15 protein-coding genes are annotated in these 14,999 nt (G+C 64.7%); 8 read left to right on the top strand and 7 right to left on the bottom strand.

Going from position 1 to position 14,999, the window contains the following annotated elements; genetic code table 11:
• Window positions 1-44: 44 nt before the first annotated feature.
• Window positions 45-764 carry a carbonic anhydrase gene (locus tag ACO07Z_RS02355; RefSeq protein WP_421697232.1) on the bottom strand — a complete coding sequence of 240 codons (720 nt, stop codon included), beginning with the start codon at window positions 762-764 and terminating at the stop codon, window positions 45-47.
• Window positions 765-914: 150 nt separating this feature from the next.
• Between ACO07Z_RS02355 and ACO07Z_RS02360 the strand changes: the two genes are divergently transcribed.
• The 8 genes from ACO07Z_RS02360 to ACO07Z_RS02395 all read left to right on the top strand — a co-directional run bounded on the left by ACO07Z_RS02360 (window position 915) and on the right by ACO07Z_RS02395 (window position 9,589).
• Window positions 915-1,850 (top strand): hypothetical protein, encoded by a 936-nt coding sequence (locus ACO07Z_RS02360; protein WP_421697233.1) that lies wholly within the window; start codon window positions 915-917, stop codon window positions 1,848-1,850.
• A 71-nt stretch (window positions 1,851-1,921) separates the two neighbouring features.
• Window positions 1,922-3,550 carry a carboxylesterase/lipase family protein gene (locus ACO07Z_RS02365; protein WP_421697234.1) on the top strand — a complete coding sequence of 543 codons (1,629 nt, stop codon included), beginning with the start codon at window positions 1,922-1,924 and terminating at the stop codon, window positions 3,548-3,550.
• A gap of 156 nt (window positions 3,551-3,706) precedes the next feature.
• Entirely contained in the window at window positions 3,707-4,111 is a 405-nt protein-coding gene (locus ACO07Z_RS02370; protein ID WP_421697235.1) for a c-type cytochrome, read from the top strand.
• Between the two features lie 41 nt (window positions 4,112-4,152).
• Window positions 4,153-5,118, top strand: a complete 966-nt coding sequence (locus ACO07Z_RS02375; RefSeq protein WP_421697236.1) for a quinoprotein relay system zinc metallohydrolase 2 — start codon at window positions 4,153-4,155, stop codon at window positions 5,116-5,118.
• A 374-nt stretch (window positions 5,119-5,492) separates the two neighbouring features.
• On the top strand, window positions 5,493-7,298 hold the full coding sequence (gene xoxF5 / locus ACO07Z_RS02380; protein WP_421697237.1) for a lanthanide-dependent methanol dehydrogenase XoxF5: 1,806 nt from the start codon (window positions 5,493-5,495) through the stop codon (window positions 7,296-7,298).
• 209 nt (window positions 7,299-7,507) lie between these two features.
• Window positions 7,508-8,098, top strand: a complete 591-nt coding sequence (locus ACO07Z_RS02385; RefSeq protein ID WP_421697238.1) for a c-type cytochrome, methanol metabolism-related — start codon at window positions 7,508-7,510, stop codon at window positions 8,096-8,098.
• Between the two features lie 4 nt (window positions 8,099-8,102).
• A complete protein-coding gene (locus ACO07Z_RS02390) occupies window positions 8,103-8,981 on the top strand; it encodes a substrate-binding domain-containing protein (protein WP_421697239.1) in 879 nt (292 codons plus the stop codon).
• Window positions 8,982-8,998: 17 nt separating this feature from the next.
• Window positions 8,999-9,589, top strand: coding sequence for a PQQ-dependent catabolism-associated CXXCW motif protein (locus tag ACO07Z_RS02395; RefSeq protein ID WP_421697240.1), 591 nt, complete (start codon window positions 8,999-9,001; stop codon window positions 9,587-9,589).
• Between the two features lie 97 nt (window positions 9,590-9,686).
• Here the strand turns inward: ACO07Z_RS02395 and ACO07Z_RS02400 are convergent, their stop codons facing one another.
• The 6 genes from ACO07Z_RS02400 to ACO07Z_RS02425 all read right to left on the bottom strand — a co-directional run bounded on the left by ACO07Z_RS02400 (window position 9,687) and on the right by ACO07Z_RS02425 (window position 14,840).
• Window positions 9,687-10,316, bottom strand: a complete 630-nt coding sequence (locus ACO07Z_RS02400; RefSeq protein WP_421697241.1) for a hypothetical protein — start codon at window positions 10,314-10,316, stop codon at window positions 9,687-9,689.
• 70 nt (window positions 10,317-10,386) lie between these two features.
• A complete protein-coding gene (locus ACO07Z_RS02405; RefSeq protein ID WP_421697242.1) occupies window positions 10,387-11,223 on the bottom strand; it encodes an ABC transporter permease in 837 nt (278 codons plus the stop codon).
• Complete coding sequence (locus ACO07Z_RS02410) at window positions 11,220-12,011, bottom strand: ABC transporter ATP-binding protein (RefSeq protein WP_421697243.1); 792 nt, start codon at window positions 12,009-12,011, stop codon at window positions 11,220-11,222. Before ACO07Z_RS02410 ends, ACO07Z_RS02405 begins: the two co-directional genes overlap by 4 nt.
• Before the next feature lie 84 nt (window positions 12,012-12,095).
• Window positions 12,096-12,533 (bottom strand): copper-binding protein, encoded by a 438-nt coding sequence (locus ACO07Z_RS02415; protein WP_421697244.1) that lies wholly within the window; start codon window positions 12,531-12,533, stop codon window positions 12,096-12,098.
• Between the two features lie 46 nt (window positions 12,534-12,579).
• On the bottom strand, window positions 12,580-13,566 hold the full coding sequence (locus ACO07Z_RS02420) for a PQQ-dependent catabolism-associated beta-propeller protein (RefSeq protein ID WP_421697245.1): 987 nt from the start codon (window positions 13,564-13,566) through the stop codon (window positions 12,580-12,582).
• Between the two features lie 26 nt (window positions 13,567-13,592).
• The gene (locus tag ACO07Z_RS02425; protein WP_421697246.1) at window positions 13,593-14,840 is read right to left on the bottom strand and encodes an ABC transporter substrate-binding protein; all 1,248 of its coding nucleotides are present in this window, start codon (window positions 14,838-14,840) and stop codon (window positions 13,593-13,595) included.
• Window positions 14,841-14,999 lie beyond the last annotated feature (159 nt).

A 14,999-nucleotide genomic window follows, 5' to 3' on the forward strand; every position in this document is an offset into this window, starting at 1 on the left:
CATTCGAAAGGGCAGCCCGTTCTACCGGGCTGCCCATAGGCTGACTACAGCAGGCTGACCTTGCCCGTAGCAAGATCATAGATGCCGCCGACGACCTTAAGCTTCCCATTTGCGACGTATTCGGTGATGATCGGCGTCGCCTCGGACAGTTCCTTTACATTATAGCGCACATTTTCCACGATCGCCGCGTTGAGCGGGTCCTGCGGGTTGGATTTCAGCGCGGTCTGGACGGCGGGCTTGATGCTGTCGATCAGCTCGTCGAGATGTCCCGGCAGGCTGATGTTCTCTTTCACCACCTTGATCGCCGCGTCGACGGCGCCGCAATTGGTGTGGCCGAGCACCATGATGAGCGGCACCCCCAGAAACTTCACGCCATATTCCAGGCTGGCGAGGCCGTCGTCATTGACGAAGTTTCCCGCGACGCGGACCACGAACAATTCGCCGGGGCCCTGGTCGAAGGCGAGTTCCGGGGCAACGCGGGAATCGGCGCAACTCACCAGCCCGGCAAAGGGGTATTGAGCCGTGGCCCGGGCGGCGCGGCCCGCCGAGAAGTCGCGGTTGTTGAGAGCGTTCGAGGTGTAGCGGCCATTGCCTTCCATCAGCCGCTTCAGCGCCTCGTCGGGGCTGATGGCGTTCGGCGGCGCTTCCTGCGCGAAGGCGCCCACCGGCAGTGCCAGACCACCGAGGAAGGCCGCCGAGGCGAGCCCCAGACCGGCGGCCAGCGTCATGCGGCGCGATGGGGCAAAGGCGTGATCGTTGCACATGGGCGATTCTCCCGGGCGTGTGATGGGTGGTGGTGACGGCGTGCAGCTGCCAACGAAGGCGCCCCGCTCAGGCTACCTCCGCTCTCAGGTCCGTTCCAAGTATTTCTAAGTCGATCGGGCCGACCAGCCCAAACTTTGCAGGTATCACTTGTGGCGCGGCGCACGCTGGAGCAGGGAACACGCGGCCCAACTGGCCGGCCAGCGGGACTTCCCGCCGAACTTTCCGCGCGCGCGGACGAACTGCTGCGCCATCCCGGCCTGCCGGTCGCCTTGGCTGAGTACTGCGCCGGGATGGCGGCGGGCCCGCCGGTGCGCTGGCCCTATTACAAAATGTTCGATCAGCTGGGGCGCTATCTCGTCTGCTATATGCTGATCCATAATTACTACCAGTGGCGCCACCGTGCTGGGCCGCCGCCGACGCTCTCCGCCTTGCAAAAGGTAGCGGGGGTGAGCCCGCGCCAGACCGCCGGCTTCGTTGCGGCGCTCAGGGCCGGACGATTGGTGACGGTGGAGGCCGACCCTGCCGACCGCCGCGTCACCTTGCTGCGCCCCTCTCCGCTGGTGATCGCCGAAATCGGTCGTTCGCTGCGGCTGTTCGTCGAGGCCCTCGATCGGCTTGATCCGCCCTGCGAGCCCGCGCGCCCGCGCCGCGCCGCGCGTCTCGGCGATGCCGACGCCCTCGGCGATCTCATCGCCCGTTCAGCCGCCTATGTGCTGGCCCATGGCACGCTGCTCCACCCCTTCCCCCGCGTGCTGTCCTTTGCTCAGCGCGATTGCGGCTACCTGCTGCTGACCGTCGTGATCGGCAACCATTACGCGCAGAGTATCCACGGCGCCGCCCCGAATGTGCCGCTGCGGCGGCGCGATCTCGCCGACCGGCTTCAGGTGTCGACGGCCCATATCGGTAGCCTCCTTGCCGATGCGGAGGCAAACGGCTGGTTCAGCGTGGGCTCTGGCGGGCGTCTCGCCGCTCTTGATGCGGCGTTTCTCGCCGAATTCGAGCGCTGGTGCGTCTGGCAGATGGCCCATTTTGAGTGGCTGTTGGATTTGGAGGCCGCTAAGGCGCTGCAACTGGAAGTGTCATAGCGCCATCGTTCGATGGTATCCTGTAGCTTGCCGTGGCAAGCTCGGTACCGGCGAATTCACGAGGTGGCGTCATGAAGCTTCTCTCCCCCGCATGGCAGAGCGCGCTGTTGCTCTGCGCCGTTCTTGGACTGGCGGGTCATGCCAAGGCGCAAACGCCGGCGGCAGGCGATCCTGCCGTCGTGATGACGCAGCAGGGTGCGGTGCGCGGCGTGGTCGCGGAGGGGGTGAGGGCGTTCAAGGGCATTCCCTATGCGCTGCCGCCGACCGGCGAGCGGCGTTTCGCCCCGCCGGAGCTGGCGGCATCCTGGAGCGGCGTGCGCGACGCCACCCGCTATGGTAGCGCCTGCCCGCAGCTGGAACGCTACGGCATTCCGGAATCGAGCCGCGATGAGGACTGTCTGTTCGTCAATGTTACCGTCCCGAACCGCCCGGGAGACGCCGCCGCCGCGCCGCGCCCGGTGCTGGTGTGGATCCATGGCGGGGCCTTCGTCGGCGGATCCAGCGGGCTCTACCCGCTCGACGCGCTGGCGAAGGACGGCGATCTCGTGGTCGTGTCGTTCAATTACCGGCTCGGCGCCTTCGGCTTTGTCGCCCACCCCTCCTTCGCCGCCGATTACAATGGAGGCTATGGCCTGCTGGACCAGCGCGCGGCACTCGCCTGGGTCAAGCGCAACATCGCGGCCTTCGGCGGAGATCCCGGCAATGTGACAGTGGCGGGCGAATCGGCGGGCGCCGGTTCCGTCTGCATGCACCTGCTGGCGCCGGATGAGACCACGGGCCTGTTTGAGCGCGCCATCGTGGTGAGCGCCGGTTGTGCCAGTTGGCTGCCGAGCGTGGCCGAGGGCGAGAAGGTTGGCCTGGCGATGGCCGCCAAGGTCGGCTGCGGCGATCCCGCGAGCGCGCTGGCCTGCCTGCGGGCAAAGCCGGTGGACGAACTGCTGAAGGCAGCGGCCGACATTGCCGGTGCCAATATCCTCACCTTCACGCCGCTGATCGGTGCCAAGACCGTGCCGCTGCCGGGCGCCGAGGCGTTTCCGGCCGGCAAATTCGTCAAAGTGCCGGTCATGAATGGGGGCACAAGGGATGAGCAACGGCTCTATGTCGGCTATGCCGCCCTTGAAGGCGAGGTGGTCACAGCGGCGAATTATCCCGACGAAATCCGCAAGGTCTATGGCGACAAGGCCGAGGCGGTGCTGGAAAAATATCCGCCGACCTACGCTTCTTCGCCGCCGGCGACACTGGGCTCCGTCTGGTCGGATTTCCGCCGGGATGTCGGGATCAACAACTGCGCCTATCTGGAAGCGGCCAAGCTGATGGGCGCCTTTGTGCCGGTCTATGAATTCGTCTTCGGCGATTCGGACGCGCCGCCAGTGACCCCGTCCGATCCCGGTTTTGAGATGGGGGCGGTGCATTCGTCCGAGCTACCCTATGTCTTCCCGCATTTCGACAACACGATGAAACGCGCCGGACCCGATCTGAAGCCGGCGTCGCAGCAACTCGCGGCGATCATGACCGCCTATTGGTCGAGCTTCGCCCGCACCGGCACGCCTGCCGCACCGGCGGCGCCCGCATGGAAGCCCTTCCGGACCGATGACGACGTGATGAATCTGGAGCCGGGAAAGCTCAGGCTTTTCAATGCCTCGACGGCGCATAACTGCGCTTTCTGGCAGTCGCTTTATCCGGCCGATCTCACCCGCTGAACCGGCTGCCGCGACGAAATGCGCCGGGCGTTTCGCGGCCAGCGGGCTGGACCTTTCGCCCTCTAGGATCATTCTAAAGGTAGCGCTATCATCCGCGCCCATCGCAAGCGCCTCGCATAAGGGCGCCATTCAATGATCACCGCCTGGAGGGACGCCATGAATCGCTTCGTCACCACTGCCGCCCTGCTCGTTCTCGGTACCACGGCCGCGCTGGCCCAGAGCCCCGCCGGCGATGCCGAAAAGGGCGCCAACGTTTTCAAGAAGTGCATGGCCTGCCACGCCGTCGGCGAAGGCGCCAAGAACAAGGTCGGCCCGGAGCTGAACGGCATCATCGGCCGCAAGATGGGTTCGGTTGAAGGCTTCGCCTATTCCGATACGCTGAAGGAGCACAACGCCAAGGGCGACGTGTGGACGGCGGAAGTGCTGAGCGCGTATCTGGAAAACCCGAAGGGCTACATGCCGGGCGTCAAGATGGTGTTCGCGGGCTTGCCCAAGGAAAGCGACCGCCTGAACCTTGAGGCCTATCTCGGCCAGTTCAACGCCGACGGCACCAAGAAGTAGTCGACGTGCCTCCTGAAGGGGGCATTGCGTGAGGTGCGGCGATGGCGGACCTGCCGCGACTGCATAGGCGCCAATTGCTCGCGGTCGGTGCCGCTCTGGCACTCGGGAGCGGGCGTGCCGCGTGGGGGCAGGTCGAGCCGGCGAGTGTCGGCCATCCCTTCGCCCTCGAAACCGTAGCGCCGGGACTTCACGTGTTCCGCGCGCCCTATGAGCTGGTCGCTCCGTCCAATGACGGGGCGATCGCCAATATGACGCTGATCGTTGGCGATGATGCCGCCGCCGTGATCGACACCGGCAACAGCTACCGTGCCGGTGCTTTGATGCGCGATGCCATGCGCACGGTGACGGACAGGCCGCTGCGCTATGTCATCAATACCCACATGCACCCCGACCACACGCTGGGTAACGCCGCCTTCGCGGAGGACGGCGTTCGCTTCGTTGCGCACCACAAGATGCCGCGCGCGCTTTCGCTGCGCGCCGAGACCTATCTCGCCCAGGTCGAGCGATTGCTGGGGCCCGCAGGGGAGGGGACGCGGATCGTGCTGCCGGACCTCTTGGTCGAAGACCGCCTGACGCTTGATCTCGGCGGCCGGCCCTTGGAACTGCGCGCCCACCCCACGGCACATACCGACAACGACCTCACTATTTTCGATTCGACGACCGGCACCTGGGTCATGGGCGATCTGCTGTTTATCGGCCACATCCCCACCCTCGATGGCAGCCTCAACGGCTGGCTCAGCCTACTCGACCGGCTGGCGCTGGATTCGGTCGCGCGCGCGGTTCCCGGCCACGGCCCCGCCAGCGTCGCCTGGCCGCAGGGGGCGGAGGCAGAGCGGCGCTATCTCGCTACGCTGCGCCGCGACATTCGCCAGCTTCTCGCCGCCGGCCAGCCGATGAGCGAAGCGCCGGCGCACGCGGTTGTGTCCGAGCGCGAGGACTGGGCGCTTTTCGCCGAGTTCAACGCGCGTAACGCGATCGCGGCTTATCACGAGCTGGAATGGGAATAGCGTGCTGCATTGCAGCAGGCTGTCGGAGGTAAAACTGCCCGGCAAGCAGTGCTTGCTTATGGTATTTTGTATATCTTTTCGCTCTTGCAGCAAAAATATAATAAGAGCGATTTCTCATAAGAGTTCTTATTGCCAGTCCGAGGGATTCGGATTAGCGTAACCTCGTCTTCGGCTTCAACGGCAATCGGGAAGAAGTTCCCGGGTCCGGTTCGTAGGCCAGCTTGGGGCGGGAGCCCCCGTGAGATCCGGCTGTTTCTCCCTCCAGCCGGTCGTGACACGCTGTCGAAGACAAAAAGGTCAGACGGCAAACAAGCCGCGGCGGGTCGTCCGTGCATTCGGTCGGTCCCGGAGGATCGTTCACGAGGAGAATAAGCATGCGCAAGTTTCTTGCGACAGCACTGTTGGGTGCTGCGGCGCTCTATGCTTGGCCCGCATCGGCCAATGACGGGCTGGTAAGCATCATCAAGGACCCCAAGCAATGGGGTATCCAGACCGGCGACTACGCCAATACCCGCTATTCCAAGCTCGACCAGATCAATGCCGGCAATGTCGGCAAGATCCAGGTGGCCTGGACCTTCTCGACGGGCGTCCTCCGTGGTCATGAGGGCGGCCCGCTCATCATCGGCGATGTGATGTATGTCCACACGCCCTTCCCCAACATCGTGTACGCCCTCGATCTGAACAATGAGGGCCGTATCCTTTGGAAGTACGAGCCGAAGCAGGATCCGAACGTCATTCCGGTGATGTGCTGCGATACCGTCAACCGCGGCCTTGCCTATTCCGACGGCACGATCTTCCTGCATCAGGCCGACACCACCCTCGTCGCGCTCGACGCCAAGACCGGCGCCAAGAAGTGGTCGGTCGTCAACGGCGACCCGAAGAAGGGCGAAACCAACACCGCCACCGTTCTCCCGGTGAAGGACAAGGTCATCGTCGGTATCTCCGGCGGCGAATTCGGCGTGCGTTGCCATGTGACGGCCTACGACACCAAGACCGGCAAGCAGGTGTGGCGCGGCTATTCCATGGGCCCGGACAATGAGATGCTCATTGACCCGGAGAAGACCACGGCGCTCGGCAAGCCGGTCGGCAAGGACTCCTCGCTGAAGAGCTGGGAAGGCGACCAGTGGAAGATCGGCGGCGGCTGCACCTGGGGCTGGTATTCCTACGACCCGGAAACCAACCTCGTTTATTACGGCTCGGGCAACCCCTCGACCTGGAACCCGGCTCAGCGTCCTGGCGACAACAAGTGGTCGATGACCATCTGGGCTCGCGACGCGGATACGGGCGTGGCCAAGTGGGTCTACCAGATGACCCCCCATGACGAGTGGGACTTCGACGGCGTCAACGAAATGATCCTCACGGATCAGCAGTTCGACGGCAAGCCGCGCAAGCTGCTCACCCATTTCGACCGTAACGGCTTCGGCTACACCCTTGACCGCGTGAGCGGCGAACTGCTCGTCGCCGAGAAGTTCGATCCGGTGGTGAACTGGGCCACCAAGGTCGACATGGACAAGAACAGCCCGACCTATGGTCGTCCGCTGGTCGTGGCCAAGTATTCGACTGCCCAGCAGGGTGAAGACGTGAACACCAAGGGCATCTGCCCGGCCGCGCTCGGCACCAAGGACCAGCAGCCGGCGGCGTTCTCGCCCAAGACCAACCTGTTCTACGTGCCGACCAACCACGTCTGCATGGACTACGAGCCGTTCCGCGTCAGCTACACTGCGGGCCAGCCGTATGTCGGCGCCACCCTGTCGATGTATCCGGCGCCAAACAGCCATGGCGGCATGGGCAACTTCATCGCCTGGGACAACACCAAGGGTAAGATCGTCTGGTCGCTGCCGGAGCCCTTCTCGGTGTGGTCGGGTGCTCTCGCCACCGCCGGCGACGTGGTCTTCTACGGCACGCTCGAAGGTTACCTGAAGGCGGTTGACGCCAAGACGGGCAAGGAGCTCTACAAGTTCAAGACCCCGTCGGGCATCATCGGCAACGTCACCACCTATGAGCACAAGGGCAAGCAGTACATCGCCATCCTGTCGGGTGTCGGTGGCTGGGCGGGCATCGGCCTGGCGGCCGGCCTGACCGACCCGAATGCCGGCCTCGGTGCAGTGGGTGGTTATGCCGCCCTGTCCAACTACACCAACCTCGGTGGCCAGCTGACCGTGTTCGCTCTGCCGAACTGAGCCAAGGAACGGCGGGCGTCTTACCGCGCCCGCCGGTTCGAGACAAAAAGGGGCCTGGCCGCCGGCTTGTCCGGTGCGCCGGGCCCTCACGTCTCGCAGCCCCGGCGTTTATGAGACTCTTAGAAAAATTCAAAGCCGTGGAGCGGCGTCCCGCGTGACGCTGCCCGGACGCCAGAATGGCCCCTGCGGCGCCTTGAGGAGACTGCTTCATGACGAAACCTGTTCGCGGATGGTTTGTTTCCGGCATGCTGCCGGCATCCGCCGGCGCTGCGGCGCTCATCCTGGCGGCCGCCCTGTCCCTTCCCGCTCCGGTCCTCGCGCAGGAACAGGCTCCGGCCGCCGCCGCCCCGGCTCCGGTCGAGAAGGAGAAGGACGAGCTCGGCAAGTACACGCTGCCGGACGGCGATCCGACCTACAATATTCAGGCCGACGGCACGATGGACTGGTACACCTATTCCGGCTATCGCCGCTACCATGCCGAGTGCCATGTCTGCCACGGCCCGGACGGCATGGGCTCCAGCTACGCGCCGGCGCTCGCCAACTCGCTCAAGACCATGACCTATGCGCAGTTCATGGAAATCGTCGTCAACGGCAAGCAGAATGTCGGTGTCGGCACCGCGGACCAGGTCATGCCCGCCTTCGGCGAGAATAAGAACGTTATGTGCTATCTCGACGACATCTACGTCTATCTCAAGGCCCGCGCCGACGGCGCCCTCGGCCGCGAGCGTCCCAGCAAGCGCGAGGACAAGACCAAGGCGTACACGTCAAATGAAAACCAGTGCTTCGGACGGCCGAGCTGAGCCCATGGCGGACAGGGCGCAGCCGGGACATTGCCATCGCTCGGCGCGCCGGAAGGGGAGGGGTGTCGCGGTCTGCGTGACGCTCCTCGCCCTCGCCGCCTTTCCCCACGCGGCCTCGGCCCAGGTGGCCGATCTGGTCGACCGCTCGACATTGCGGGTCTGCGCCGATCCCGCAAACATGCCTTTCACCAATGAGGAAGGGCAGGGCTTCGAGAACAAGATCGCGGAGCTCATGGCCGAGAAGCTCGGCCTCGCCCTCGATTACACGTGGTTTCCGCAGGCAACCGGCTTCTACCGCATGACGCTCGGTGCGAAGCGCTGCGATGTGGTGATGGGTTATGTTGCTGCCGGCGACCCGATCCTCAACACCAATCCCTACTACCGCTCGGCCTGGGTGCTGATCACCAAGAAGGACGGCGATCTCGCTGGCGTCGACACGCTGGAAGACCCGCGTCTGAAGGGTCGGCGGATCGGCGTCATCGCGGGGACGCCGCCGGGCGATCTCCTCACCCGCAATGGCCTGATGCCGCTGGCGCGGCCCTACGCGCTGATGGTGGATCGCCGCTTCGACAGCCCGGCCGAGGCGATGATTGCCGATCTCGACGAGGGTGAAATCGATGCCGGGATCCTGTGGGGCCCGATCGGCGGCTACTACGCCAAGAAGTCGACTGTCCCGCTCTCGGTGGTGCCGCTGGTGAAAGAAAAGGGCGACCCCTCGCTCATTTACCGCATCACCTTCGGCATCCGCCCCGGCGAGCTGAACTGGAAGCACCAGCTGAACGGCTTCATCCAGAAGGAGCAGGGCGCGATCAACCGTATCCTGCTCGATTACGGCGTGCCCCTTCTCGACAATCAGGACCGCCCGATCGAAGCAGCGCCTTAGATGTGCAGGAGGTGGCGGTGAAGCGCTATCGGCCCGATTCCACCCTCCACCGGCTGGCCTGGCTGGGCATGGCCGGGCTCGCCGCCGTTCTCTATGTCTTTGCCCCTGCCGCCGGGCGGGGCGACGAGGTTGTGCCCGAGCCGACGGCCTACCGCATGGAGGCTTACCGTGCCCCGACGCCGGCCACCCTCCAAGGCGCCCAGGTGATCGACACGGCGCAGGCCGAAAAGCTCTGGCGCGCTAAAGCGTCGATCTTCGTCGATGTGATGCCGCGGGATGTGAAGCCGGCCAACCTCCCTCCAGGCACGCTGTGGCGCGACAAGAGGCGCGATCATCTGCCCGGCAGCGTCTGGCTTCCCAATGTCGGTTATGGTGCCCTTTCGGCCGAGACCGACGCCTATTTCCGCACCCGGCTGGAGGCCCTTGCCGGCGGCAACCGCGCGGCCCCGCTGGTGCTTTACTGCCAGACCGATTGCTGGATGAGCTGGAACGCCGCCAAGCGCGCCATCACCGAATATGGCTACACCAACATCGCCTGGTATCCCGCCGGCAGCGATGGCTGGGCCAAGGCCGGCCTGCCGCTGGAAGAGGGCCAGCCGACGCCCTGAGCGTCGCTTTCTTCCCTGAACGTCGCCTTGAACTTGGCGCGCTACACCTCGCGGCTCGTCGGGGGACGCCCCGGCCGCATAGGCCGGGGCCACCTGTTTACGGCAGCTTTTCCTGAATGGCGCGGGCGAGGGCGAAGATGCGCTGTTCCAGCAGCACCGGGCTCTCGCACACCGCCGTCATCGACTGCTGGCGCGCATCATAAACCCGCGTATCCCACAGCAGCTGCTTCTCCAGTTCCAGCGCCTTGGTCTTGTCCTCGTCGGTGGTCGCGGCCTTCTTGGCCTTGGCGAGGGCGAGGCTCTCGTCCTTGATGCGCTTGGAAAGCTCGATCTGGTGCTCGGAGTAACGCTCGATGCCGCTCATGATGCGGCTGCGGCGGGCATTGATCTGCTCGAACACGCCGGCGAACAGCAGGGTGAGGCGCTGTTTGTCGTTCGGCCCGAGCGTGCTGGCGAAGGCGTCGATCTGCTTCGTCGCTTCCTCAATGGGCGTGCGCTGGGCGGCCAGCACCGGCACAAGATCGGCGACCTGCCGGTCGTCCTGCCATTGCAGGTTTTCGATCGGAGGGCCGGACCACATCTGACCGACCGCAAGCTCGGGCACTTTGCGCTGGATGCAGGGCCAGAGCCCCCCACTGGGGGCGGCGGCGAGGGCGGGGGCGACGCCCACGAGCAGGAGAGGCACGGCGAGGCTTAGGCGACGCAAGGCGGGGTGGGATGTGGGCATGGGCTTTTCCTCGAGATATTGCCCGGAAGCTCTCCGGCTTCCGTTTCGACAGGGCCGTGCAGGGGCCGGCTCATTTGGCCGTTTCCGGTCCGCCGCGACGGGCCATGACGCCAGCAGAAGGATCATAGGCCAAGATCGAGGCGGCGAGGAACAGCGCCGCGCAGCCAGCGACCACCAGCGCGGCAAAAGGCGTAAACTGGCCGTAAAGCGCGAAGCGGATCAGCTCCACGGCATAGGTGAACGGGTTGAAGGTGCAGATCCACCATAGTGCGAGGCTGCTCTCCTGCACCCGCCAGAGCGGGTAGAGCGCCGAGGAAGCGAAGAACATCGGAAAGATGACGAAATTCATCACGCTGGCGAAGTTCTCCATCTGCCGGAACAGTGAGGACATGAGCAGCCCCATGGCGCCGAGCATCAAGCCGGAGAGAAGGAGTGCGGGGATAACGGTGACATAGCCGATGGGCGGCAGTTCGACCTCCCAGAACCAGGCGACGGCGAGGAAGGCATAGACCTGCAGCAGCGACACGCCGATGCCGGCGATGAGCTTGCACACCAGCAGGTACCAGCGCGGATAGGGGCTCACCAGAAGGATACGCATGGCGCCGACTTCGCGGTCGTGGACCATGGAGAGCGAGGATTGCAGCCCGTTGAACAGCTGGATCATCGCCACAAGCCCCGGCGTCACATAGACCTCGTAGAGCACATAGGTCTCATAAGGTGGGATGATCGAGACGCCGAGGACCGAGCGGAAGCCGGCGGCGAAGATGAACAGCCACACCAGCGGGCGCACCAAGGCGGAAAGAAAGCGGCCGCGCTGGTTGAGGAAACGGAGCGCCTCGCGCCAGCAGATGCCGGTGAGGGCGATGACATAGCCGGTCAGCGGCAGGCGGAATCGCGACGGTGTCATGCCGCTGCCTCACCCCTGTCGTTCACCAACTGCAGGAAGGCTGTGGACAGGTCCTCGCCGCCGGCGCGGGCGCGGATCTCTTCATAGGAACCGCTGGCGCGGATCTGTCCGCGGTGCAGCACCACGACGCGGTCGCCGGGGCCGATCTCCTCGATGATATGGGTAGCCCACAGCACGCCGATCCCTTCATCTGCCACCAGCGCGCGGACGAGGGCGACCACGGCCGCGCGCGAGGCGATGTCGAGGCCGACGGTCGGCTCGTCGAGCAGCAGCAGGCGTGGGCGGTGCATGAGCGCACGCACGATTTCCACCCGGCGCATCTGCCCGCCCGAGAGGTCGCGCACCTTGTCGCGCGCGCGTTCGGCCAGGCCATCCTGCGCCAGCAGCTCCATCGCCCGGCGGCGCCCGGCGCCGAAGCCGATGCCGTGCAGCGTGGCGTGGTAGAGCAGATTGTCGAGGACGGAGAGTTCGAGGTCGAGCGTCCGGGCCTGGAACACTACGCCAAGCCGGCTGAGCGCTTCGGCGGGCCGGCGCCGCACATCGGCCCCGAGCACATGGATCGCGCCGCTGCGGTTGTCGTAGAGTCGGGTGACCAATGAGAACAACGTCGTCTTGCCGGCGCCATTCGGGCCGAGGAGGGCGGTAAAGCTGCCGGCGGGCACCGTGAGGCTGACATCGTCCAGCGCCTTGCGCGCACCAAAAGCATGGCTGACCGCGCGGATATCGAGTGCCGGCACACCATCGGCCGGGCCGGAGGCGTGGGGCGAGGAGCTGGTCGGTTCCGTCATGGCATCTCCCGTACCGAGAGAAGAAAGTCCCCGGCGGGGCCGGGGACAAGGGTCACGAGGATCGAAATACAGGCCTAGTCGAAGCTATTTGACGATGAACTCGCCCTTCATGCCCCGCTCTTCCATGCCCTTGCAGTACCAGGCGAAGGTGCCGGGCTTGAGGGGCACGAAGAACAGCTCCGCCTCGCCTTCCTTCTCGAACTCGATCTCGGTCAGGGCGACGGCCTTCACCTCGACCTCCTCGACCTCCACCTTACGCAGGAAAATGCTCTTGAAGAATTCCGGCGCCTGCCAGGCGCATTCCTTCTTGCCCGTGGAGCTGAGTTCGAGGCTATAGGCCTTGCCGGTTTCCAGATTGTACTTGGTCTCCGAAACTCCATAGCCGGCATTGCCGAGTCCGAGTTCGAGCGGCTTCAGTTCGGTGGGCTTCAGCGTCAGGTCACCGGCCGCGATGGCGGCGCCGGAAGTGGCGAGAAGGGCGGCGAGGGTGAAGGAAAGAGCGGCTTTGCGGCGCAGAGTCATGAGGGGTTCCTCCCGATATTGCTTAGTTTTCTGGTGAAAATGGCGGTCACGGCACCACGACCACGCCCCAGGGCAGGCGGCCGACCGTGACGGATTTGGTGACCTTCTCGTCGGCAACGTCGATCACCGAAATGTCGTTGGAATTGCCGTTGGTCGAGAGCAGGAACTTCTCGTCCGGCGTGAAGCCGAGCTGCCAGACGCGCTGGCCGACCAGCAGATATTTCTCGACTTCCAGCGTCTTGGCGTTGACGACGGCCACCCGATTGGCCGGGCCGAGCGCGATGAAGGCCTTCGACCCGTCCTTGGTGATGCGCACGCCGACGGGCTGGATGGCGTCGTCCGCCACGCCGGGGATCTTGAACGAGATTTTCTTGACGATCTTCCAGGTCGCGGGATCGATCACCGCCACCGTGCCGCCGACCTCCGCCGACACCCAGAGCTGCTTGCCGTCCTTGCTGAACTCGGCGATGCGTGGGCGGGAATCGACCAGGATGTTCTCGATGATCTCATTGTTCGAGGTGTCGACCACATGCGCCATGTTGGTCGTCTCGGACGTGTTGACCATGTATTTGCCGTCGGGGCTGATGCCCATGCCTTCCGGCTCGACGCCGACCGGGATCTCGGCGATCAGATCGTTGTTCTCGACATTCACCACCGTGACCATGTTGTCGTCTTCGTTGGCGATGTAGAGCGGGTTGCCCGAAGGGTGCAGCACGAACAGCTCCGGGTCGGGGCCGGAGCGCAGCGTCTTCACCAGCTTCAGGGTCGCCGCGTCATAGACCTCGACGCGGTTGTCGTCGGAGGCGCAGACATAGATCAGCTTGCCGTCAGGGCTGGCGATGATGCCGCGTGGGCGACGCCCGGTCTTGATGGTGTTCGTGACCTTCAGCGTCGACATGTCGACCACGCTCATCGTGTGGTCGCGCTCATTGGTCACGAAGGCGCGCGGAGACGCCTCGGCCGGCAGGGCATCCACCAGCATCAGCCCCGCTAGGGTGGCCAGGCCGGTGGACAGCAGCATCTGTCGTTTCATCGTTTCCTCCAGGCAATTGTTTGATTTTATTGGAATTTGCAGAGCGTTTCGGGTCTGTCGAAGCCCAGCGTATCAAGCGGCGAGGTCTGGTGCAGGAAGCCGGCCTGCGGCGAGAGCGTCACCGTATTGGTGGCGTGGGTCAGCAGGATCGGCTGGCGCAGCTGATGGTCCCAGCTGCGGAATGACGCAGCGACACCCTTGAACACCGGCAAGTCGTAATCGTGCGACAGCATCTGCGCTTCGATCTTCGTCGGGTCGCTGTTGCGCGTCTTCAGGCTGGCCGAGCCGACGGCGAACACGCCCTGCCACATCTGGAAATCTAGCGGCTGCATCATTCGCTTGGACTGCTTGAAGAACCGGCTCTGCAGCTGCGAGGCGCCCCAGTTTTCCATCGTCGGATGCCAGGAAAGCGCCATCAGCCCCTGGGTGCCGGCGATCGGGCGGGGCAGCCAGGTGTTGTAGGGCAGGATGTCGCCGAACTCGCCGAGCTCGTCGGCGACGATCAGCATGTCGTACTCGCCGACCTGTGTGCCGCGCGGCACTTCGGACTGGGCGGTGGCGCGCGCGTCCGGCCCATAGTCCCAGGTCTTCTCGGCGACGATCTTGGCGCCAAACTTCTTGGCCGAGCGCTTCACCGCCTCGCTATAGAGCTTGTCATTGTCGGTGCGACCGACCATCAGGAACCAGTTCTGCCAGCGCTTGGTGACGAGGAACTGGGCCAGCGCGTCGGTCAGCATGGAGCGGCTGGGGGCGATGTGGAACACATTGGCCCGGCAGTCCTTCTGCCGCAGCCGGTCGTCCGTGGCCCCGACATTGATGAAGACGATGTCGCGATCCTTATAGGTATCGGCGATCTTCAGTAGCGCATCCGGCGGCACGTCCAGCAGGATGAAGCGATTCCCGGCCTCGACCAGCTTCGCCACGGCCGGCAGCGTGTCGCCATCCGTGGGCACGATCTCGCTCGACAGTTTGTAGTCGAGCTTGAGGAAGCGGCCGCTGGTGAGGTTGTCACGAATGCCGAGCTCGGCGCCAGCGATGCCGAGGTCATCGGGCGGCATCTGCAGGGGCGCGATCCAAGGCGGCGGCTCCGGAAGCTGGCGCACCACGCCGATCAGGAACGTCTGTTCCGGACCGATCGCCGCCGCCGGCTTGGCGGCCAAGGGCGGGGAGGCAGGGGGAGCGGTGGGCGCCGCAGCTTCCTGCGCTCCGGCGGGGGCAGAGGCGTATACCATCGCCATAAGCGTCGCGCCGACGGCGCCTGCCATCCTCATCATCGGCTTTCCATCCCGCGGCTTGCGTTCTCGAGGAGATGGTCCTCGGAACTTTTCTCGTGAGCCTTGGGGAAAACTCTACGCAAACAAAATCAGGCATTCAATAAAATTGAGTGCATAAGAAACTAATAAGAGAATGTAACGCTGCTATTGTCGCAAGCA

Origin of the sequence: Ancylobacter sp. (assembly GCF_965229075.1) — a bacterium.
In the GTDB taxonomy this organism is placed as follows: Bacteria; Pseudomonadota; Alphaproteobacteria; order Rhizobiales; family Xanthobacteraceae; genus Ancylobacter.

Coding starts and splice junctions, on each gene's coding strand:
- ACO07Z_RS02410 (WP_421697243.1), bottom strand. CDS start 12,011: ATGACGGAACCGACCAGCTCCTCGCCCCACGCCTCCGGCCCGGCCGAT.
- ACO07Z_RS02400 (WP_421697241.1), bottom strand. CDS start 10,316: ATGCCCACATCCCACCCCGCCTTGCGTCGCCTAAGCCTCGCCGTGCCT.
- xoxF5 (WP_421697237.1), top strand. CDS start 5,493: ATGCGCAAGTTTCTTGCGACAGCACTGTTGGGTGCTGCGGCGCTCTAT.
- ACO07Z_RS02375 (WP_421697236.1), top strand. CDS start 4,153: ATGGCGGACCTGCCGCGACTGCATAGGCGCCAATTGCTCGCGGTCGGT.
- ACO07Z_RS02420 (WP_421697245.1), bottom strand. CDS start 13,566: ATGAAACGACAGATGCTGCTGTCCACCGGCCTGGCCACCCTAGCGGGG.
- ACO07Z_RS02425 (WP_421697246.1), bottom strand. CDS start 14,840: ATGATGAGGATGGCAGGCGCCGTCGGCGCGACGCTTATGGCGATGGTA.
- ACO07Z_RS02365 (WP_421697234.1), top strand. CDS start 1,922: ATGAAGCTTCTCTCCCCCGCATGGCAGAGCGCGCTGTTGCTCTGCGCC.
- ACO07Z_RS02370 (WP_421697235.1), top strand. CDS start 3,707: ATGAATCGCTTCGTCACCACTGCCGCCCTGCTCGTTCTCGGTACCACG.
- ACO07Z_RS02405 (WP_421697242.1), bottom strand. CDS start 11,223: ATGACACCGTCGCGATTCCGCCTGCCGCTGACCGGCTATGTCATCGCC.
- ACO07Z_RS02390 (WP_421697239.1), top strand. CDS start 8,103: ATGGCGGACAGGGCGCAGCCGGGACATTGCCATCGCTCGGCGCGCCGG.
- ACO07Z_RS02355 (WP_421697232.1), bottom strand. CDS start 764: ATGTGCAACGATCACGCCTTTGCCCCATCGCGCCGCATGACGCTGGCC.
- ACO07Z_RS02385 (WP_421697238.1), top strand. CDS start 7,508: ATGACGAAACCTGTTCGCGGATGGTTTGTTTCCGGCATGCTGCCGGCA.
- ACO07Z_RS02415 (WP_421697244.1), bottom strand. CDS start 12,533: ATGACTCTGCGCCGCAAAGCCGCTCTTTCCTTCACCCTCGCCGCCCTT.